The organism is Citrobacter amalonaticus (assembly GCF_002918555.1).
GTDB classification, from domain to species: Bacteria; Pseudomonadota; Gammaproteobacteria; order Enterobacterales; family Enterobacteriaceae; genus Citrobacter_C; species Citrobacter_C amalonaticus_A.
Window position 1 is genome coordinate 656,524 of sequence record NZ_PQMB01000003.1, and the last position, 21,415, is coordinate 677,938.

General features: G+C 47.6%; 25 protein-coding genes. 7 read left to right on the plus strand and 18 right to left on the minus strand.

Translation table 11 applies throughout. From position 1 onward, the window contains the following. Positions 1-17 precede the first annotated feature (17 nt). The gene (locus tag C3432_RS15850) at positions 18-1,001 is read left to right on the plus strand and encodes a hypothetical protein (protein ID WP_258041618.1); all 984 of its coding nucleotides are present in this window, start codon (positions 18-20) and stop codon (positions 999-1,001) included. A gap of 527 nt (positions 1,002-1,528) precedes the next feature. Here the strand turns inward: C3432_RS15850 and C3432_RS15865 are convergent. From C3432_RS15865 to C3432_RS28235, 13 genes are all read right to left on the minus strand, one after another. Continuing rightward, the gene (locus C3432_RS15865; protein ID WP_103777526.1) at positions 1,529-2,260 is read right to left on the minus strand and encodes a hypothetical protein; all 732 of its coding nucleotides are present in this window, start codon (positions 2,258-2,260) and stop codon (positions 1,529-1,531) included. Positions 2,261-2,342: 82 nt separating this feature from the next. Then, on the minus strand, positions 2,343-2,783 hold the full coding sequence (locus C3432_RS15870) for a DinI family protein (protein WP_103777527.1): 441 nt from the start codon (positions 2,781-2,783) through the stop codon (positions 2,343-2,345). A gap of 118 nt (positions 2,784-2,901) precedes the next feature. Then, positions 2,902-5,118, minus strand: coding sequence for a replication endonuclease (locus C3432_RS15875; RefSeq protein ID WP_374755472.1), 2,217 nt, complete (start codon positions 5,116-5,118; stop codon positions 2,902-2,904). Beyond that, on the minus strand, positions 5,115-5,921 hold the full coding sequence (locus tag C3432_RS15880; RefSeq protein ID WP_080073830.1) for a DNA cytosine methyltransferase: 807 nt from the start codon (positions 5,919-5,921) through the stop codon (positions 5,115-5,117). The genes C3432_RS15875 and C3432_RS15880 overlap by 4 nt, the downstream gene beginning before the upstream one ends. Then, positions 5,918-6,190, minus strand: coding sequence for a DUF5405 family protein (locus C3432_RS15885; protein ID WP_103777529.1), 273 nt, complete (start codon positions 6,188-6,190; stop codon positions 5,918-5,920). Before C3432_RS15885 ends, C3432_RS15880 begins: the two co-directional genes overlap by 4 nt. Then, a complete protein-coding gene (locus C3432_RS15890; protein WP_103777530.1) occupies positions 6,187-6,591 on the minus strand; it encodes a hypothetical protein in 405 nt (134 codons plus the stop codon). The genes C3432_RS15885 and C3432_RS15890 overlap by 4 nt, the downstream gene beginning before the upstream one ends. After that, positions 6,588-7,172 (minus strand): 3'-5' exonuclease, encoded by a 585-nt coding sequence (locus C3432_RS15895; RefSeq protein ID WP_103777531.1) that lies wholly within the window; start codon positions 7,170-7,172, stop codon positions 6,588-6,590. Before C3432_RS15895 ends, C3432_RS15890 begins: the two co-directional genes overlap by 4 nt. Next, complete coding sequence (locus C3432_RS15900; RefSeq protein ID WP_103777532.1) at positions 7,169-7,396, minus strand: TraR/DksA family transcriptional regulator; 228 nt, start codon at positions 7,394-7,396, stop codon at positions 7,169-7,171. Before C3432_RS15900 ends, C3432_RS15895 begins: the two co-directional genes overlap by 4 nt. Beyond that, positions 7,396-7,623, minus strand: a complete 228-nt coding sequence (locus tag C3432_RS15905; RefSeq protein WP_001246237.1) for a DUF2732 domain-containing protein — start codon at positions 7,621-7,623, stop codon at positions 7,396-7,398. The genes C3432_RS15900 and C3432_RS15905 overlap by 1 nt, the downstream gene beginning before the upstream one ends. Positions 7,624-7,690: 67 nt before the next feature. Further along, complete coding sequence (locus tag C3432_RS15910) at positions 7,691-8,029, minus strand: DUF5347 domain-containing protein (protein ID WP_026005870.1); 339 nt, start codon at positions 8,027-8,029, stop codon at positions 7,691-7,693. Beyond that, positions 7,993-8,193 (minus strand): phage filamentation protein Fil family protein, encoded by a 201-nt coding sequence (locus C3432_RS15915; RefSeq protein ID WP_103777533.1) that lies wholly within the window; start codon positions 8,191-8,193, stop codon positions 7,993-7,995. Before C3432_RS15915 ends, C3432_RS15910 begins: the two co-directional genes overlap by 37 nt. A gap of 6 nt (positions 8,194-8,199) precedes the next feature. After that, complete coding sequence (locus C3432_RS15920) at positions 8,200-8,709, minus strand: phage regulatory CII family protein (protein ID WP_103777534.1); 510 nt, start codon at positions 8,707-8,709, stop codon at positions 8,200-8,202. 30 nt (positions 8,710-8,739) lie between these two features. Beyond that, positions 8,740-9,003 (minus strand): hypothetical protein, encoded by a 264-nt coding sequence (locus C3432_RS28235; protein ID WP_058655896.1) that lies wholly within the window; start codon positions 9,001-9,003, stop codon positions 8,740-8,742. 130 nt (positions 9,004-9,133) lie between these two features. Between C3432_RS28235 and C3432_RS15930 the strand changes: the two genes are divergently transcribed. From C3432_RS15930 to C3432_RS15965, 6 genes are all read left to right on the plus strand, one after another. Continuing rightward, positions 9,134-9,706, plus strand: coding sequence for a phage repressor protein CI (locus C3432_RS15930; protein WP_181012947.1), 573 nt, complete (start codon positions 9,134-9,136; stop codon positions 9,704-9,706). Continuing rightward, positions 9,706-10,728: a phage integrase gene (locus C3432_RS15935; protein ID WP_103777535.1), complete on the plus strand. Its 1,023-nt coding sequence runs from the start codon at positions 9,706-9,708 to the stop codon at positions 10,726-10,728. Before C3432_RS15930 ends, C3432_RS15935 begins: the two co-directional genes overlap by 1 nt. A 1,617-nt stretch (positions 10,729-12,345) precedes the next feature. Next, entirely contained in the window at positions 12,346-12,828 is a 483-nt protein-coding gene (locus C3432_RS15950; RefSeq protein ID WP_103777537.1) for an Hcp family type VI secretion system effector, read from the plus strand. Next, complete coding sequence (locus tag C3432_RS15955; RefSeq protein ID WP_047499201.1) at positions 12,825-13,304, plus strand: DUF2778 domain-containing protein; 480 nt, start codon at positions 12,825-12,827, stop codon at positions 13,302-13,304. The genes C3432_RS15950 and C3432_RS15955 overlap by 4 nt, the downstream gene beginning before the upstream one ends. After that, positions 13,304-13,570, plus strand: a complete 267-nt coding sequence (locus tag C3432_RS15960; protein ID WP_103777538.1) for a hypothetical protein — start codon at positions 13,304-13,306, stop codon at positions 13,568-13,570. Before C3432_RS15955 ends, C3432_RS15960 begins: the two co-directional genes overlap by 1 nt. 315 nt (positions 13,571-13,885) lie before the next feature. Continuing rightward, complete coding sequence (locus C3432_RS15965) at positions 13,886-14,872, plus strand: sugar-binding transcriptional regulator (RefSeq protein WP_103777539.1); 987 nt, start codon at positions 13,886-13,888, stop codon at positions 14,870-14,872. 40 nt (positions 14,873-14,912) lie between these two features. On the opposite strand, the gene C3432_RS15970 is transcribed toward C3432_RS15965, so the two are convergent. From C3432_RS15970 to fucO, 5 genes are all read right to left on the minus strand, one after another. Beyond that, a complete protein-coding gene (locus tag C3432_RS15970; RefSeq protein WP_103777540.1) occupies positions 14,913-15,917 on the minus strand; it encodes a GRP family sugar transporter in 1,005 nt (334 codons plus the stop codon). Positions 15,918-16,019: 102 nt separating this feature from the next. Further along, positions 16,020-16,661 carry an L-fuculose-phosphate aldolase gene (locus C3432_RS15975; RefSeq protein ID WP_103777541.1) on the minus strand — a complete coding sequence of 214 codons (642 nt, stop codon included), beginning with the start codon at positions 16,659-16,661 and terminating at the stop codon, positions 16,020-16,022. Between the two features lie 30 nt (positions 16,662-16,691). Beyond that, a complete protein-coding gene (gene mtnA, locus C3432_RS15980; RefSeq protein ID WP_103777542.1) occupies positions 16,692-17,807 on the minus strand; it encodes an S-methyl-5-thioribose-1-phosphate isomerase in 1,116 nt (371 codons plus the stop codon). A gap of 9 nt (positions 17,808-17,816) precedes the next feature. Next, positions 17,817-19,076, minus strand: a complete 1,260-nt coding sequence (mtnK, locus tag C3432_RS15985) for an S-methyl-5-thioribose kinase (RefSeq protein WP_103777543.1) — start codon at positions 19,074-19,076, stop codon at positions 17,817-17,819. Positions 19,077-20,253: 1,177 nt separating this feature from the next. Next, positions 20,254-21,405, minus strand: coding sequence for a lactaldehyde reductase (gene fucO / locus C3432_RS15990; RefSeq protein ID WP_103777544.1), 1,152 nt, complete (start codon positions 21,403-21,405; stop codon positions 20,254-20,256). Positions 21,406-21,415 lie beyond the last annotated feature (10 nt).

The window sequence follows — 21,415 nt, forward strand, 5'->3', positions numbered from 1 at the left end:
GCGCGGAGATTAATATTTTGGAAACTGATTTTAAAATAACCCTCGAAGGTTTCGCTACTGAGCAAGAGGCAAATAATATCGGTAATTTCACACTAGAAGCTATCCGAGCTTTAACAAAAAATCTCAATCTTAATATTTCAAAATTAAAATGCGTGGTTGTTTCCTATAACTTCAGTGAAGCTCTTCAAAAGGTAACATCCTCTTACCAACACAAATCCCCAAGTTCATTTACCAATAGCAAACAGGGCGCAGCCGTCGGGCAGTTAGTAACAAAAATTGGCAATGATGGGTTATGTGAAGAATATACCCTTGTGCTATCGATTGATTTTTTTGTTGAGCTTTTCAATGATGGTAGCTTCTTAAAACTCAAAGAAGAAGGATACCGCGCAGTCATCCATCTCATTCACCATGAATTAGTGCACGTACATGAAAAAAACTTACTAACATGCTTAACCCAAAACTTTACAGTCAACGAGTATGGCTGCGCGCTTCTTATCTCAGCCACGCGCGCATGGTCTGAATATCTCGCTAATTACATGTCTTCGGGGTCTGCCCCTCAAGAAACTATCGATTTATTTTTAGAGAATCTTGACACTGTTGTAAATGAAGTGTCTGACGAGATTGAAAAACTCATCTGGGGTTATAAACACGATAGTATTTCTCTGAATGACATGTATCTCGAAGTAAAAAAACGTCTCAGGCTAATCATCAACTCTTATGCTTATGCGATGGGTTACGTCCATTCTCTAAACATTAACATTGAAGAATACGATCCAAAGCTAGCCCTTACACTATCCAACTCAAAGATAAGATATCAATTATCAGAATTAGGCATTGCTTTTCAGAATCTTTATGGCAAGTTTAATGACCAGCACATTACAGGTTTTGATGATTATCGGGAGATAACAATAGTCATTGATGAAATATTCAAGCAGTTTGGGCTTGTTTTAGAGTGTCCCGATTGGTCTGGCGACTGTGAACTCTACATACATGTAGATTAGTTTAATCGTTGTATAAACATAATTAGCAGTTTTAATCCCGCCACTCCTGTTAAGCCGCTGCCTTTAGGCGGCTTTTCCATGCACACCACCATCACGCATCAGATGCGTCTCACGCGCACGAACACACCCGACCACCAACGAACCAGCAGCGACCGCGACCGCGCCATTACGGCGCTCTCAGACGATAATTTTTATTATTACGCACCACCGCTGGCGCGCAATGCTTTCCCCGCCACGCCTGCCCGCTTTACGGGTAGGTTTTAATGCAGGTGCATGACCACTCTGGATCCGCGCCAGCTCTGGCGGTGCACGACCAGAACGGGCAAGCCTGACGCATGCAAAACCATGCACCTGTTGCATGCACGGCTAAAAAACGGGGAAATCGCGGGAAAATGGCATAAAAAAACCGGCTTTAATGTTGCCGGTCTTGGGCGGATACTCAGGGTCAGGCTAACGCCTCGCGGGGCTCGTTGTTCAACCCCGCCAGCACTGAAAGCGAGTTTCAGCACCGGCGGCGTTTGTCATATTTAATTGTCGAGTATCGAATCGACCTCGCCCGTTCTCACGTTGACGCGTGCCGCTACGGTCTGTTTGACCACGCCACCATAAGCATTAGTGCCGCGAAAAGTTGTTTTTACAACGGCATGCGGGTCTTTATTCAAAATCAGATGGTAGACCGTTGAAACATGTTTATAAGAGGAATCATCATTCATACTGGCTTTTATCAGCTTCTCTAACGGGCGATAAGAGCCATCCCAACCGCTAAAATTACCCTGAAATGCGTCAAGGTTGATTTTATTATTCAGAGATTGTGGATCCTTCTCGAAGTCGTTGAAACACCACCCCAACAAATCACCGAGCTTTAACGCATCATCTTTAGTAAAAGTGTACTCGCTCATACAGGCATAAAAGGCATCAGCAGAGCTGGCCGGTACACCTTTGAAGCCAACATAGCTTTTAACGATATCGTGCCGGGTTTCTTTTGGCTCGTTGCGATATTCTTTGAGGGTTTTATCTACGTACTCAAACGCTGGCGTAGCCGGTTCCACTTTAACCGCCGGTACGTCAGTTTTTGCCACCGGCTGACTTTTTTCAGTCGGCCATAAGATTGAGCCAATAACGCCCAGCGCCAGACAGCCACCGAGATAAACCGCACTGGAGCGCTTACGGTTCGGCATTCGAACCAGCGACGGCTTGATTAACCCCACGATAAAAGCAATAAAGAGAGCCAGAGATAAAAATGCTATTACGGTATCCATGATTTTCCTTTGTGTGTAATCCCCATACAAAACAACCCCATGCTATCAAACATGGGGTCGAGGTTTGCACATTTTTCAGAGATTAACGCCAGCTCTCATCTTCCCACACTTCCTGAAGGATACTATCCAGCGCTTCGCGGTCTGAATCTTTATCGAACCCCATCAGCTCGACACCGGTCATGGATCCCTTTTTAACCGTTACGCGCGTTGACGGGAAAACAGACTGTATTCGCCTGGTCAATTCGCATTGAAAAGCATCAATTATCGGCTGTCCTATTTTTTGGTCTTTATCTAACGTGATATTTACCTTCACCTTGCTTTCTTTTGCAAAAGTCTCATCGACAGGCGGAGCGGAAAAAACAACGGAAAAATTATTGTTTTTCATTAGGTTGCCTTTTGCTATTTCCGCAATCAAATTTAAGGCAATTTCTCGGTCTCGCTCCTGACAACTACCCTCAGTCGTCAGACGCGCAATCATTTCGACACGCTCAATCATGACGTGCTCTCTCAACTCTCTATCCACACAACCTCCACTACGAGATACTGTATAAACATACAGTAGCACGTATTGGCAAAAGGTGTGAAGAAAAAAATCACAGTTAAATACACTGTATGTACATGATATGGATGAATATTAGCAGTTACATTTTCGTTGCCATTTCAGCTAAAGCCGCAACACGATTAAGGATTTTCCTAGCTTTAGCCTCATGCGATGGCGCTGCGGAAAATATTTCACCTTTGGCCGTTCCGCGTAGCCATTTGCCATCAAAACAACTTTTACCACCGGCCATCAGGTGCAGGGCTTCGCCCCGGCTGATTGTGATGCCGGTTGTCAGGTGTATCTCGTCGATAGTTTTCACTATAGCTGCTGTTTGCTCGTCCGTTCCGTGAGTGAATTTTCGCCGTACTGCTGGCTTTTGCTTCCTGAGTCGGTTCGTCAGCTCTCGTCTTTCACGCCGACTAAGCGGTTTTGTTAAATCCATTATCGGTGGATCGCTTTCGCTTCCCGTACAGTTATTGACAGAACTCCGAGAGGGCGCAGGAGCGCCCTTAACGTCAACGGCCAAATCAACGGCACGCTTCGGCACAATTTTCCACTGCGTTAACCGGGTTAAAATCGGGGTGCCAGCGCCGACAACAGAGTCGTAGACGCCACGGATGCAGACGGTTTCCTCGCCATACTGATTAAACTCGGCGCGCGGTTCATACAGCGTGCGCACCTGCAAATCATCGCGACGGACAAACGGGCCACCCTGCGCATTAACGTAACCAGCCCAGTCACCGGCGTCAGCGGCATCATGGACGGCGGCAAACTCAACGCTCAGGCCGTGCGCGGTTTCGGTATCAGCGAGACGACGCAACTCACGGTAGACCGTCACCGGCGCACCGCCGACAAACTGGAATTGACGGATGTGCCAGCGTGCCGCCCATGCCGAAACGGCGGGAGCTGTCTCTTTCAGCAGCTCACCGCTTTCGTCATCGGTTTCACCATCAAGAGCATAGCCGTCGATATTTTTCGAAATGTATTTAGCAACATAGCCGGTAGCACTGCCCTTTTCCGGGTCAATGGCCTCGGCATGAAAGCGCGCCTTTTTGGCCTTGTCGCTTCTCAGTTCGTGACGGTCTTCCTCCCACGCGTAATCGCGAATGATGAGGCGCACGCGCTCGACATCTTCCGGCAACATGAACATAAGCATGTGCCAGTGAGGCGTTCCGTCGTGATGAGGCTCGGCAACACGGATGCCGAAAATGCGGATTTCTTCCCGGTGCAACTTGGCACGTATGCGCGCCCAAAGGCCGGTTAGATAACTCTGCGTGTCTGACGGGCTGGCTCCGTTCCATTTGCTGTTACGGTAGCCCGCTTTAGTTGTGGCGTGATATTTAGACGGCGCGGTCAGTGTGTAAAACTCCCCGACATAACCGAGTTCATTGCAGATATTTTCAAACCCACGGATGCGGGTCATCAGCTCGCAGCGACGTATCGCTGGGTTGGCGACCGAGCCATCATATTTTTCAATCAGGCTGATGCGGTTGCCGTCTTCGTCTTCGAGATCCAGCCCCTTGAGAAATTCACGCGTGCGACGCTTCTGCTCGCGCCAGTCGGTCACGCAGTTTTTACTCGCGTATGCGTGTCGTTTTTTGCTGACATTACCGACTGCGATTTGCAGATGTTCGCGCCATGCAGCCGCAATGCGTCGCAAGCGGCCACGCCACCAAACCTCATTAAACATGCGGGTGATAGCAGGGGCGATTTCATCCTCACCGACATATTTCTTTGTCACCCGCTCCCAATGCGGCGGGGTAACGTTGAATTGCAGGGAAATAAAACCAGCCCGCATGTACCAGGTGTACAGCGTTTTGAGCTCGCTAAATCCGGTGTCATCAATATCGGCCAGTTCAGCACGAATGAAATTAGCGATATCAGCAGCCAGCAGGTCAATATCGGCGCGCGACATATCAGGGAGGCGGTTATATCTGGCGACCATATTGACCATACGTGACGCCAGATATTGCATAAGCTGGGTATCAAAATGACCACCAAAAACAGCGGCTGATACGTTGCTTTTAATACCCGCGCACTCATATTTTTTTGCGACCAGTTCAAGACGTGGCAATGCCTTTTTGCAGAAGCTGATTAAAAAGGCATTGGCTCGGTGACTGCCCTGATTTTGCTCCAGCACCGCAGCGGTGCGATAGACATCAAAACGCACACACTCAGGCTGGAGAGAAAGCACCTTTCTCGCATGCAGCAAAGCCGCGAACATACGGTCGCGGCGATACTGTTGCTCATAGGTAAGATATGGGCTGGCTATTGCCGGTCGAGGTGCATTCCACGGAAAAGCATACTCAAGCCTCACAATGACTCTCCGCAGCTCTCAAGAAATGCGCTGATAAACTCGGCGGCAAGTTGTGGAACTATCGCGTTCCCATAACCGCGCAGTAGCTCCACCCTTGAGGAAACCCCATTAGAAGCCTCGCCATATCCGGCAGGTAACATTCTAATCTGACCATCTGCACCCTCGTTGGGTTGCCAGTCAGACCAAAAGTGTGAAGCCACATTTGACGATAAAGGGTGTCGTTTCTCATCCGCCCATCCTTCCTGAAAAATGACTTGCTCAGATTTCCTGAATCCTTTCCAGACCTGGCTGTTACTGTCGCCCAAGACCGCACCAAAACAGATGCGCTCTCTTTTGTGAGGAGCGCCGACGCCTGAAGCTGGCAATACTGACGCTGCGCAGGCGTAGTTTTCATTTTCCAGTTCATCGAATAAATCATCGAGCCAGTATTTCCCAATCGCCGCTTTAACTTGCTCTCCAAAGAGGACTGTAGGGCGGCGCTGTTTAATGAGCCGCACGAATGTCGGCGCAAGATGCCTCGGGTCAAGTCGTCCGAGTTGTTTTCCCGCTGTACTGAATGGCTGGCATGGTGGGCTTCCTGTCCAGCAAGGGTAATCATCGGGGACGCCAGCGAGGCGGAGGGCAAGCGACCATCCGCCAATTCCCGCGAAGAAATGACATTGTTTAAAACCGTTAAGGTCGGATGGTGTGACATCTGAAATACTCCTGTCGTCAACGATACCGGGCGCGATTAGCCCGCTATCAATTAGATTGCGCAGCCATTGCGCCGCAAATGGGTCAAACTCGTTGTAATAAGCCGTCACGCTTTTTCCCCAAATGCTGAAATGCACAAGTGGCCGATGCGTTCAATTTCATCAGCCATGCCTTTGAGCGATTTAATTTCCGAGTTTTGTATATGATGATGAATCAGACCGGAAATAAGCTGATTAACCTTCGGGTAATAACCAATAGTATCGAGCCATTCCTCGCCAGCTTTTTTACCTGACTTAACGACTTTCTTTTCATTCAGGATGAATTGATATTGGTCGCTGGTAACAACCCATTTATCACCTATTTCGATGCGAATACTCATGCTTCACCGCCTTTTTTAATTGCGGCACGGCATGCGTTCCAGCCTTTTACCCACTGACTACAATCGCGTAATTTAATACCATACCGAGTTACAGCAATACGACCGGTCATTTCTACCGGGATAAATTCAGCAATAGCCAAATCAACGGCTATCCCAAAAGCCTTATTTGCCATTGGTGGGATTTTTGGGCCTCTTGCTGGCACAAACATTTTATTATTGATAACAGCACCAGCTTTAACAGATACCTCTCTGCATTCCCTGAGTTCTTCCAGTGCAGCAACTATCCCAGCGTGATATATCTGGTCGGCAGTACGTCGCTCTTCGTGAGCATTATCATTAGCCAGACTCTCAATAGCGATAAGCTGGTTTAAACTTTCATCGGTTATGCGGTTCATAGTCATACGGCACCGCCTTGTGCTAAAGCCCTGATGACACCAACGGTCATTTTGCAATCTGTTAAAGCACGGTGTGCCTGCCCTTCGACCACAACCCCTTCATGCGCAGCGGCATCAACTAACTTATGCCACTTATAACCATGATATTTTCCCGGCTCGCCACGATACTCTGCATATAATTTCATGGCGCACAGGGAGTACTCACCCATAAACGAAGATAGTCCGTCAGTCCCTAATCCATTTAATTCTGCTGTTTGACGTATCAGGCGAGTATCATAATCCGCATTATAAATAACGAATCCATAATTAAAGAAAAGGTCAGCTACTGCACCGTGTACATCTTTCCAGGCTGGTGCGTGAGCAACCATTTCATTTGTAATGCCATGAATTGCTATAGCCTCATCGGGAATAGGCTTAGTCGGTTTAATTAGCGTATTCAGCATAATGAAACCATTTTTATCTATAATGCAGATTTCAACGATTTCCGCATCATCACCCAATCCAGTCGTTTCGGTATCAATAAATAAGCGCCCATCATCAAGCCAACGCTTGGCACGTTGGCTAATTGTTGTATTGGTAATGCTCATACAGCACCTCCGTTATAGTGTTTACCTTTAAGTTCTGAAATTTCCTGACAGGTTACGCAGTACTGCACGCCCGGTATCGCAATGCGACGAGCTTCCGGGATTGGTGCGTCACATTCCTCGCAAAGAAAACGGGAAGGTGCAGCGATACGGCTGCGCGCGTTGCTGATATGGCGTTCGCGGTCTTCCTGCTCGCGAAGTTGTGCTAAATCCATTGCGTCGGCCATTAGTGCAGCTCCTGTGATTCATTCTCAAAGCGGGTTGCTTCACGGCGCAGCAGTTCTGCAGCTTCGGTGCCGCTCATACCCTCTTTGGTGATATGGATAGCCAGCGCCTCAAGGCGGATGGAAACAGCGAGCGCGCGGTCTTTACGCTCTTCTTTTTTTGCATCGGTCAGCAATACGGCCAGCGCATCACTATCAGTGTTAAAACTACGGATTTCGGTATTACGCATAATTAACTCTCCTGATTTCGGGCAATAAAAGGCCCAGCGGGTTTACGCCATTAAATTTCTGTTTGGATTAATTCGGCATGGTTAGTCGTTTGGGAAATAAGCTCACTACTGCACGAAAATGATTCATCGCTGTAATAAGCGCCTTTTTCTCGTCAGTAGTCAGCTCACTTAATTCGAGCTCATGACGAGCCGCCGGTATTTTTGCCAGAAAGAAAATAGCGGCCAGCGCCCGATTATTTTCTTCAAATTGTGAGTCACGTTTATCGCGCATATCATCGACAAACCGCTCAACCTCTTTCCAGCTATCGCCCCAATATCTCGCGCGCAATTCAGCCACATGATTGAGACCGGCCAGACGTTCACCCGCTTTTAGCGGAACAGTCGCGGAAACAGCTTCGATAGCCATGATTCCCCCTGCTTTTGAGTAGAGAGGCCAGCCAGTAAATCAGCCTGTGAATTGCTCGGGTGCCAGCGCTTTCCGTCCTTACCTGCGATCCAGCCGTGGCCGTAGTGCATACCCGGACTTTGCTTAACGAGAAGTGATGCAAATGACGGTTCGTTAGTCAGCATAAGTCCTCACACCAAACCGAAAGTTGCGCCAATGCCGGTCACTGAATCGACAACGCTCGACATTGCCGGGTTAGCCTGTAGACGTGCATGCAGCGCCAGCGCAGACAGTGAGAGCATGCGAATACCTGCGTTTACGCTCTCAACCATGCTGTGCTTACGGTCAGAGGTCATGCGTTCAGTCGAGACCGCACCGTTTGCCAGTTCTCCGAGTGAATTCATAGCGCGCATGACGTAGGTCTGTAATTTGTCTTTCGCCAGCTCGTTCACGGGCACACAAGGCAGACAATGAATCTGAGCCAAGAAGCCATCGACGAGGGTTGAATCTTCGGTCAGGTCGGTCAGCAGCCACAGCTCAGGCGGCGTGAGCTGGTGAGGCTGTTCCGGGTTGAGCTTGTTACGAAGCGTCTGAACTTTGATACCGGCGCGCTCGGCCAGCTTCACCATGTTGTGACGTTGTGCAAAAGCGCGACATGCTTCGTCATAGTGAGGATGTTTGGAAATCTGAAAATCAAACATGTTGCATCCTTAAAATTCACATAAAGTGAATTAAGCGCCTATGACAAGTTGAAATCGGGAATGACCCAACACCTTACGCAACTGTTCTTCTTTCCATCGTGCGTAGTAAATGCGAACAGGACCGCCAGCTTTCTTGCAGCCTTTACGGATTTTGCGAGGTTCGATTGGTACACATGGATTATCTCCTGTTGTCCAACGGTAAGCGGTGCGTTCTGAAACCCCCTCAAGCTCTGCAAACTGCTGCAGGGAAACCACAGGGGCTGGGATTTTGAAGATTGCGATTTCGGAAGCCATGTTGCATCATTTCCTCTTTGCCAATATTTGCCATATGGTTGCCAACGTTTGCCAATGTTTGCCACCAATTGCCACCAACAATCGAATCCTAATGCGATTATTCGCATTGGTCAACATGAGAATGCGATTTATGGACTTTGAAAGCCAAATTTCAAACGAGGAAGTGTTAGATAGAATTTGTCAGGTCTACGGGTTCACACAGAAAATTCAACTCGCAAACCATTTCAATATCGCAGCCAGCACACTACAAAACCGCTATACACGCGGTAACGTCTCCTATGATTTCGCTGCATTCTGCGCCCTTGAGACTGGTGTCAATATCCAATGGATCCTTACCGGAAAAGGACCACAAAAATCTGACGAGCACTCAAAATCGTCTTATGAACTCAAATCATTCACATTAAGTGAAGGTCGCCTCACTGATAATGGAGTTTTGAAAATCGACCCTGAGCTTTTCGAAAAACCTTTGAAAAGTGCTATCTGCGTTAAAAACGAGAGCAAAAGCTACATCACTGAGAAAGATGCGCCTTTAGCTGACGGTCTTTGGATTGTCGATGTTGAGGGCGCAATCAGCCTCCGAGAGTTAACGGTTCTACCCGGTAAAAGATTGCATGTGGCAGGAGGTAAAGTACCGTTTGAGTGTGGGATTGATGAGATAAAAACTATTGGTCGAGTGGTGGGTGTATACAGCGAGGTTAACTGATGGCCGTCCGTAAAAATCCGGCTGGAGGGTGGATTTGTGAAATCTATCCTAATGGGGCAAAAGGCAAACGCATCAGAAAGAAGTTTGCCACCAAAGGTGAAGCGCTGGCTTTTGAACAGCACAAAATACAGCACCCTTGGCAAGAAGAAAAAGAAGACCGCCGTTCTCTAAAAGAGCTTGTCGATTCCTGGTATAGCGCGCATGGAATCACCTTAAAGGACGGCGAAAAACGGAAACTTGCTATGCACCATGCTTTCGATTGCATGGGCGAACCGTTAGCTCGCGATTTTGATGCGCAGATGTTTTCCCGCTATCGAGAAAAACGGTTAAAAGGCGATTACGCCCGTTCAAACAGGGTAAAAGAAGTATCACCTCGCACGCTTAATCTTGAGCTGGCCTACTTTCGTGCTGTTTTCAATGAGCTTAATCGACTCGGGGAATGGAAAGGGGAAAATCCGCTGAAAAATATGCGCCCGTTCCGCACGGAAGAAATGGAAATGGCCTGGCTCACGAAGGAACAGATTGCAGCGCTTCTTGATGAGTGCAAACGACACGAACACCCTGATTTAGTATCTGTCGTGAAAATATGCCTTGCGACTGGTGCTCGTTGGTCTGAGGCCGAAGGGCTCAAAAAATCACAGCTCTCAAAATATAAAATTACCTACAACTACACTAAAGGTAAGAAGAATCGCACTGTGCCTATCAGCAAAGAGCTTTATGAAGAATTACCGGTTAAAAACAAAGAGAATGGTAGTTTATTCCAGAATTGCTATGGCGCTTTTCGTTCGGCACTGCAACGCACTAACATTGAGCTACCTGCCGGACAACTTACCCATGTGTTGCGGCACACCTTCGCCAGCCACTTTATGATGAATGGTGGTAATATTCTCGTATTGCAGCGTGTGCTCGGCCATACCGACATCAAAATGACGATGCGATATGCTCACTTTGCCCCCGACCATTTAGAGGATGCTGTTAAACTCAATCCACTGGCGACGAGTGGCGATAAAATGGCGGTGTAAATGGCAAATATTGGCAAACGCTGGCAAACATTGGCAAACTAAGTCAATGTTTAATAACGCAAACTATTGATTTTCGGTTGTTCTGGTAGGAACTCATAATCGCTTGGTCGCTGGTTCAAGTCCAGCAGGGGCCACCAAACACCGCAAGGGCTGGCGGGGAGTTACCCACCAGCCTGTATTTTCCGGGGATATGCCGGGGATATTCCAGAAAGGTAACCATAGTGATTTATGGTTATTTTTTGACCGCCTACACCTCATTTTTTTCTCAAATTCACTTCAACAGCATTATTTGCCACATCAACTGAGTGAGCATCACTCATAAAAAAGGTATTTAGACGGCTAAACAGCTATACGGGGAGGGGGTGGTGTAATCGCTGTAGCCCGCAGCGCGCGTGACGGCCCGCTTCATCGATTTTTGCATCCGCGAAATTAATACTGGAGGTAACGAACCAGGCATTAAGGGCGGCTAACTGATGAACAAATAGCCCTTTCGTCTGGAGTCTCAGCCTCAATGATTAGTCACAGGAGGCGGGGTTATGGTGAGTTTTGACAAGCTATAAAAAAGGCTGGCACGGCTTACAGCTTAGCAGGTACGCAAAAAGGGTACGCACGTCTTTTTTGCGTACCCGGTTTTTCACTGCGCAATCTGATGAATCACCTCGTCAATCCCTGCTGAATAGCGTTTCTGATGCTTGTCACGCTGCCAGCGAATTGCTCGCAAAACCCTGGCATTTCTAAGCATGAGAATGGCTCGTGAAACGTTGTGTTTTCTAACCATTTTACTGGCTTGCGCATCAGTTTTGATGTTGCCGCTGTCCCCCGCGGATAACACGAGAAACCTTAGGAATTCTTAGGGGCTGGCTGGAGGTCACAAATGCCGCGATCCCTTCGGACTTGTACCCGCCAGGCGGTATGCGTCGATGAGTTTTTCGCGTTTTACCGACTCCGAATTCGCACTTTTTCGGAGTTTTTTGCGCAGAATTCGCAGTTTGTTTTTTTTTGCGAATTCGCAGCTTTTTGCGCCGATTATTTATCTTTGACATCGTCTTTTTTTCTCCCCACGGACGCAGAGTCTGAGTTAAAAAAGTGCGAGTGGCTTCGGTAAACCAGGCGATCAGTGGCGGCTCAAGTCTGAGTGCCACGTTAGTTAATAAAACAGGTTAATAATTATTAAAATAACCGAAAATGTAGATAATCAATATCCGATAGATAACAAACAATATCGAACCAATAATTTACATTATCCTGAATGACTTTCTCTGGTTATCTCGGTGCACAATCCCTTCAAATATTCTATCATTACATTGGGCTGTTCACGATTGGCGGCCAGCATCTCACCCGAAAGTGAGCCTCATAAAAATCCATGGTGATCGACAAAGAAAAATGCTTCAGAATTTAAAGACCACTTATATTCTTCTTTTTTTAATTCCAAATTACTGCATTTATGAATTTTTTGATGTTTCACGATTTCACTTTTCGCATTAATTTCTTATATAGATTCAAATAATACATTCACATGCCTGTTATTTTCTGGCTTACAATAAAATCATTTTGGGACTTACTAGCGGCTTAGGTTATAGGATTTAGTTACCTCATTAATCAAAAGGAGTTTATATAATGGCTATTCCCGCATATTTATTTTTAAAAGACGACGGCGGCGCGGATATCAAAGGTTCGGTTGATATCCAGGATAGAGAGGGAAGTATAGAGATCTTATCTTTTGGTCATGGTCTGCATATACCGACAGACAGTGGGACCGGAAAGCTCACCGGCACCAGGCAACATGCCCCCCTTAACTTCCAAAAAGAGTTCGACTCTTCCAGCCCGTATCTTTACAAGGCTATTGCCACCGGGCAGACACTTAAAAGCGCAGAATTTAAATGGTACAGGATTAACGACGCCGGGCAGGAAGTTGAATACTTCAACATGTTGCTTGAGAACGTGAAGGTCGTTAGCTCCGCGCCACATATGCTCGATATCAAAAACCCGGCGACCGAAAAACATAATCATCTTGAAAACGTAGCCATGCGGTATGAGCGGATTACCTGGAAATACTGCGATGGCAACATTCAGTTTTCTGATGCGTGGAATGAAAGATGATCCGGTGCACCTTCCATCTTAATGGCGGGCAGCTATCTACATTAAGTTGCCCGGGCGTGGGTTTCTTCCCGGCGTACTCAGGAAATGCAGGGCCACACAGGAATAACCCTGCCTCGATTACAGTAGTAAAAAAAGGGCCATTGCCGCCCGGTCTTTACTACATTGTGACGCGCCAAAGAGGCGGACTTCACTCCCGCTGGCGGGATATGGTGCACGGCTTAGAGAGCGGCTCAGATCGCGATCTATGGTTTGCGCTTTATCGCCAGGATAGCCAAATTGATGATATCTCATTCATAGACGGTGTTGAGCGGGGTAACTTCCGTTTACATCCTGCGGGTAAATCGGGCATTAGTGATGGCTGCATTACGCTGCCCAGCCATGCAGATTACGCGATCTTACTTGAAGCTTTATTAAGCACACCATCAGTTATGGTTACGGCTCAATTAAAAGCGTTCGGCACAATACAGGTGTACTGATGAAACCGGCAACACATGTTTTTTTATGGCTTTCTGAACTGCTCGCCCTGACAGTGGTTTACACCCTGCTTTGTTACTTCATCCCTGATGAAGAGCTTATGGCGTGGTATGAGGAAAACTATGGATTCATACAGGAAGTGCACTGGAATGACGGGTTTTCACTGATTCTGTATTTTCTGGCTATAGCCATCACTACGCTTGCGATCTGGTTTATTGCTGCTGCCAGACAAAGGAAGTGGAAGAAATCACAGGGTGAAAACACATGACGTTTGCAACACAGTGTCCAGGCTCTGCCAACGCATTGCTTTGTGACGAATAAAAGAGAGCGATATGGAACCATTGATTGTGCTGGAGGAGTGATCTCTCAGTCATCTTGCACAGGAAACTGATAAAGTCGGAGCATGCCTCCGGCTTTATCAGATTGGGGGAACTGAGGTCGGTCACTCAGTTGGTATGCTGGTTTATTTAATGTAAAAGAATAAAATATCTGTATAAAATCATGCCACTGGCAATCTGCATCAACTCTCCGGGCAAAAAGGGTCAAGATGAGCATTTCCCCGGCATAATACAGGGATACAAAAGTGGATAGAGATCAAACAAACAGCAGCCTGTTCAATGATGATCCCGTACTTCATGCAACATGGCTGTACTATCAGGAAGGCAAAAGCCAGACTGAAGTTGCAGCCATCATGGGGGTATCCCGCGTCACGGTTGTCAAATACCTGCAAACAGCCCGGGAAAATGGCCTGGTTCATATCAACCTGGATGTGAATGTCTTTGGATCTATCAACGCCGCTTTGCAAATTCGCGATAAATTCAATCTCCAGAGAGTGATCATCGTGCCTGATGGCGAACATGCCGGAAAACGTGATGATACAAAGCTGATGCGTACTCGTCTTTCACGTGCCGGTGGCATGTATCTGAATCAGGTGATTGAGAATGGTGATGTGCTGGGGGTTGCCTGGGGAAGAACAATCCATCAGATGAGCAAAACCATGACGCCGAAGTCATGTAAAAATGTCACCGTAATTCAGATGCTCGGTTCGATGCCCTCTCAGCCAGACCTGACAATTATTGAATCCTCATCGCAAATCGCTTACAAGCTTTCAGGCCGTGTCGCCTCGCTTCATGTTCCCGCCGTGGTATCAAGCGCCAGACTGGCAATGGAGTTACAGGCAGAACCTATTATTCGATCGAATTTTGACGTTCTGACGCGTTGTACGAAAGCCTTTTTCGTCGTGGGTAATGCTCTTGATGAAAATCCCCTTATTCGGGTGGGCGTGCTGAATAAGAAGGAAATGCAGGCGTATCGGGATTTAGGCGCGGTAGGTGTCATTTGTGGCCGCTTTTATGACAAGGAAGGGATGCCCGTCGTGGCTGATGTTGACCAGCGTATTCTGGGAATAAGTCTGGCTCAGTTAAGGCAGATTGAACGGAAGATCTTCCTTGCTGGTGGAGAAAGAGGCTATGACGCGACGCTGGGTGCCCTGCTGGGGGGATACGTCACAGACCTGATTGTTGATGAAGGAACGGCAGAGTTTTTGCTGGCGTGTGAATTACCGCAGTAAAAGAATGAACAACTGCCCCATGTTGATATGGGGCAGTATTTTATTGATTAGCGGCGATAATAAGAACAATACCCACAATGTATGAAATAAACATAGTCAGCAGCAGTTTATTGGTTCCGGCTGGCGCACTGGCAAATTCTCTCCAGATGAATACCCCCCAGATCACGGCAATCATCGTTGCCCCCTGTCCCAGACCGTAGGAAATGGCATAACCCGCCTGACCAGACGCAATCAGACTAAATGCCAGACCAACACACCAAATCATACCACCCAGCCAGCCGCAAACATGATCCCGTAAGCTCCCGGAAAAATACATTTTCCCGTTGACAGGTTCTCCTGAAATAGGCTTTTTCATGACCAACGTATTAAGGACAAAGTTCGACAAAAACAGCCCTACGGCAAACAGGACAAGTGCTGAGTACGGCGTCATCAGACCGCTGACGGGCTGGCTGAAATTGTCAGACATGGAGTCAGCCAGGAAGCGGAAAAACCATCCCATGATGATACCCGCCAGAATGGCAGTGATGAGACCTTTGTTACGACGGGATTTATCCGCCTCCTGCGTGACACGACCATAGGCTATCGCGGTAAAAATAATGGCGACCACGACGCAGGCGACACCGAGGAACAGAATGAGCGGATCGCCCTGCGGATTGCCGATATAGGTGGTGATCACACCCAGAGCCAGTGCCAGCCCCACACCCACAGGGAAGGCTACCGCCATACCGGCAAGATTAATAGAAGCCACCAGAAGAATATTGGAAATATTGAAGATAATCCCTGCGAGTATTGCCGACATCAAACTACTGCTACTCGCCTGCTGAATATCAGGTATAAAGCTACGACCGGCTTCGCCCATAGAACCCAGAGTGAAGGCAAATAACAAAGAACACAGCAATAATCCAATTGAATAATCCCAATAGAATAGAGGAAACTCCCATTTTTTATTGCTTACAAGTTTTGTTGTATTCGCCCATGAACCCCAGCATATCATGGTAATAAAACACATTATTATGGCGACAGCATACGATTCCACGATAAACATAAATAACTCCTTGTGGTAGTTATAATCAATCGTTGTGGACAGAGGGGGTAACAGCCATTCCGCGAATGGCTGTCATATTTTTTAATTAAAATAAAGCTGTAATTATGCTTTCAAACCATACGTTTTGAATTTTTCAAGAACGATGGTCATTTCGGCTTCAGACAGCACGGGAACATCATGATGTAATCCGCCACATTTGATGTATAAATCAGCCAGTGTCTCGGTTTCACCCGCCAGCCACAGCGTCTTTTCCAGCGTGACGTCCATGGCAAGCATGCCGTGGTGCTGCATAAGCAAGGACTTACTTTCTCCGATCCCTTTAGATACACCGTCGGCCAGTTCAGGGCTACCAAAGGTATAATAGGGAATACAGGGAATATGATCCGTCCCCGTTACCGCCACCATATAATGAATTGCCGGAATTGAATGATTATGTATTGCCACAGCCGTGGAATTCACCGCATGCGTATGTATGACAGCATTCAATTCTGGCCTGGTTTTATAACACGCCAGATGAAACAACCATTCACTTGACGGTATTTTATTCGCTTCAGATACTCCCTTATCGTCAACAAAGACGATCATGTCTGGAGTCATCTTTGAATAGGCAATTCCACTCGGCGTAATCAACATGCCACCAGCATATCTGGCACTCACATTACCTGATGTTCCTTGATTAAGGCCTGAAGCATTCATTTCCCGACAAGTAGAAATGATATTTTCTGCTAACTTGATCCTTTCCATTCCTGCTCCTTAACAGCAGTGGCAGTCGCTTTAATGCTGCTCGTCCTGAAGTGCTTTACTCTTCAGGTCAGCAAACATACGCGCCAGCGCTGACTCACTGGCGGCACAGACTCCCCGTTCAGTAATGAGGCCGGTGATATATCTGGCAGGCGTGACGTCGAAAGCGTAGTTTCCACAACGGGTTCCTTCAGGGGCTGTATTAACCCAGCTCAACTCTCCCTGAGGGTTTATCCCGTAGACATGGGACTGTTCTTTTCCATCACGTTGCTCAATCGGGATGGTTTTTCCGTCTTCGATGGTCCAGTCAATGGTGGGTGAAGGTAAAGCGACGTAAAAGGGCACATGGTTATCATGGGCTGCCAGCGCCTTAAGATAGGTGCCTATTTTATTACAGACATCCCCTCTGACCGTTGTTCGGTCGGTCCCCACAATACAAAGATCAACGTCGCCGTGCTGCATCAGGTGACCGCCCGCATTGTCGGCAATCAGGGTGTGAGGAATGCCATGCGAGCCCAGTTCAAATGCCGTGAGCCCCCCCTGATTGCGTGGCCGCGTTTCATCCACCCAGACATGAACGGGAATTCCGTTTTCATGCGCTTTATAGACAGGAGAAAGCGCCGTTCCCCAGTCTACGGTCGCCAGCCATCCTGCATTGCAGTGCGTCAGGATATTGACCACACTCCCGGCCGGTTTTTTCTGGGCTATTTCGCGAATGAGTTCTGCGCCATGTAATCCAATTTGTTCACACAGTGCGACATCTTCCTCGGCAATTTCTGCCGCCAGCGCCCAGGCCGCATCCTTGCGCTCTGATATACAGAGATCCTTCAGTGTGGCTATCATCCTGTCGAGAGCCCATTTGAGGTTAATTGCCGTCGGTCGGGTTTTGATGAGAAGGTCATAGTAACGCTGCAGACCATTGTCACTGGCGTCGTGATTCATTCCCAGCGCGATACCATAGGCAGCAACGACACCAATAAGCGGAGCGCCGCGAACCCACATCTCCTGAATAGCCGTAGCGGCCATTTCCGCAGAGGTAAGCGCTACCACCTCAAACTTAAAAGGCAACTTAGTCTGATCGATGATTTCTACCGCATTCCCATCCCCGGAAACCCAGACCGTACGGTAGTGTTTACCTTTAATATTCATAATGACCTCTTACTTAACCTTCGCAGACTGGATGACGGAATCCATATTGTTAAACTGGCGGGCATTGACGATAAGATCGCGTGCCATGATCAACGCACGTCGTTCACATTCTGCACGAAGCTCTGTATTTTCAATCAGTTTCAGCTCGGCAACGCCAGCAAAACCAATAATCCGGCGATTCATTTCCATGCCGGCATTCACCAGGGAATCTTCAAGCAGCGTGGCAAAAAACTGATCCTGTGCGTCCTTCAGTATGGCTCTGTTCTGTTGATACATTTCTGTCGGCCACGCATCCCCCTGTGTTTTGTTGTCCCACAGCTGGCGGAACTCCCGGGTGAAAACAGACCAGGTTTCGACAATCTGCTGAAGTAGCCATTCCTGATAAGCAGTGCGACGTTGTTCATTCGCATCCCACCCTGGGCGTGAGAAGAAAGCTAACAGAAGGTTGCCGATATAGTTGCCGATATCAAACGCCATTGGCCCCATGAAACCAAATTCTGGATCAATCACTTTTGTATCCGTGTCGGTCACCATGATTGACCCTGAATGAAGGTCACCATGTAACAATGCCTGCGCCTCTGTCATAAATTTGTACTTATAACGCATGGCAACCTGGGCCATCTCTATATCAGCCCAGGCCTTATGGACGGCATCGTCCAGCTCAGGAGAGGTCCAGTTATTCCGTTCAGCGTTGTAATAGGGTTCAGTGAAAATCAAGTCTTCCGTGATTTTGCACAGCTCATGATTCAACGCGAACTCGGCGGTAAGCGCTTTTTTCTGATCGGCCGGCATGCCAATATCAGAAGTATTGAAGAGAGTCTGGGCTAAAAACGTGCCGATATCCTCAGCAAGATTAGGGAATTTTTTGCCGTTAATCAGCTCTTTGCGCAAAATTACGTGAGGTGTCAGATACTCCATGGCAAACAGTGCCATCTCCGGGTCGTAAAAATAGACCTGCGGTATCAGTTTGTGACCCGCATACTTTGCTTCCTGGCATAAGACGTTGCACTCAAAGCCTGCACGGCTCAGAGATAAGGGCCATCCTTCTCCTCCAGCGCGAAGCCAGGGAAGAGCTTGTTTTACTATGATGGTTTTATGCGTCCCCTCAACGATAAACACCATGTTCAGGTTTCCGTCCCCCACTTCTGAAACTTTCCACTCTTCAGGTAAACCTCCCGGTTCGCATGAAGAGGTCAGTCTGGATGAGAGATAACCAGGCAGCGTGTCACATGTCAGCGGTTTATAACCTGATGGAATTGAATCCGTCATAACAGTTCTCCTTGTCTACACAGAACGATAAACAACTTATCATGTGAAAACTATACATTATCAAATGTAAATCAATTTGTGATGCATGTAGATATTTTAGAACGGGGGGAGATCAGAACGATGTTGTATGGAATTGTGACGTTCTCAGGAAGAAGGGAGAGTTACCACCCATAATTTTATTATATTATTCATCATGTTACTTAATACAAAATGATTCCCCTGGGATTGTTACAGGGAACATTAAGCGAGAGAACGTACTGGAATGGCAGAAATAATTACACTGAAATGAATTACAGCTGTCACACATCGATTGTCTTTTGTTTTACTGGTGCATCACATGTATCATGCTGCCGTTTTGAGAATCCGTTGCCGGAAACCTTCTGTCAGGTTAGAAATTAGTGTTCATCCTGCAGGATAAACAACCCGTATTTTATTGCACTTTGTATCGTGTTAATACGATGCTTGTTTACAGTGTCCGGGAACCGACCACGTGCAACGTTTATTTGCAGGATTTGACGTTGTGTGAGGTGTTACCGGGCAGCTTTTTTACGACGATTACCCCATCCAGCTTGTAGGCTGGTTTTCTGAATAAGTGGTGCCGGACTTGAAATCGATGTTTGCGTATAACATTCTGTAAAATATAGTATTCATTTGATTTGAATAATTTTGCACCCTCGATCCGTCTCGACAGAATCAGAAAATCTAATCGGGGACAGAATGCGGCAGGGTATGGGGGAAAGCGGGTCTGATACATCACGCTATATTTTAATAAACTCCCCGAAAATGTACCAGAAACGCCAGCGCCACGTGGTGCACCGACGTTCTTTTGTAATCGGCCTCAAGCATAGAATGATACGTAAAAGCATAGATTAAATAAGCTCATTTAACCTCTGTTTAAATTGAGATTAATTAAACAAGCCAGTTCCCCCCCAAAAAAAATACACGCCAGGACTTTCCCCGCATAAAGAAAAACCTTAAAAAGTAGCTTTAATATGAGAATGCGTTCAACTAATAATACTTATTTTTATTAAATACCCATTCTCTCTTTGAATCGCAATGGGTTTAACAAACACCTCTGAGTCATTGAGGTGCCTTAGCCGTACGCATTCTCATGGCTGTTCTATAAGAGCATACTTTATTCTTACAATAGTACGATGCCGGGTGGCGGTTAAAGCTGTTACATCGCCAACTCATAGAGAGCTTTAATGTCTTCTAAAGAGGCCGCTCGTGGGTTACCACCAGTGCATACATCGTTTAAGGCCGCCTGCGCCAGTTGAGGAATATCTGCGCTACTTGCGCCAGCCAGACTAAGTCCCTTCGGAATACCTACCTCGCAGCACAACGTTCGCACAGCATCCACGGCCATTCTGCGGGCGTCGGCAAGGTTCACGCTGTGAGCATTTTTAACCCCCATCGCACAGGCAATATCGCGATATTTCTCGCCGGTATAGTCGGCATTCCATTCCATGATATGCGGCAGCAGAATAGCGTTGGCGACACCGTGGGGCATGTTATAGAACGCACCTAACGGATGCGCCATCCCATGAACCAGTCCTAACCCTACGTTAGAAAAGCCCATCCCGGCAATGTACTGTGCCAGCGCCATCCCCTCGCCTCCTTCAGGTTTACCGGCCACGGAATCGGCAAGGCTACGGGAGATCAGCGAGATCGCTTTCAGATGCAGCATATCCGTCATCTCCCATGCCCCGAGGGTCGTGAATCCTTCAATCGCATGGGTCAACGCGTCAATCCCGGTGGCAGCTTTTAATGCTGGCGGCATAGTGGCCATCATGTCTGAATCAATAACAGAAACCAGCGGAATATCGTGCGGGTCGATACAAACGAATTTCCGCCTTCTCTCTTCGTCGGTTATGACGTAGTTAATGGTAACCTCCGCCGCGGTCCCCGCCGTCGTCGGAACAGCGATAATCGGTACGCTGGGTTTGCGGGTCGCGGCAAATCCTTCCAGGCTGCGAACATCGGCAAATTCGGGGTTATTAATGATAATCCCGATGGCTTTACAGGTATCCTGGGGCGATCCGCCGCCAATGGCGATGAGATAGTCAGCCGATGCGCGTTTAAATACCTCAACCCCTTGCTGCACCATCGCGATGGTCGGGTTAGGCAGAACGTCGGCAAAGACGTCGAACTCCAGCCCGGCCTGCACCAGCAGTGAGGTGACTTTTTCAACCGCGCCGCACTCCACCAGCACCCGATCGGTCACCACCAATCCTTTCATATATCCCCGGCGCTTCACTTCCTCAACGATATGATTAATCGCTCCGGCACCAAACCAGGCAGTTTCATTAAGTATCATTCGATAGGTCATTGTTCACTCC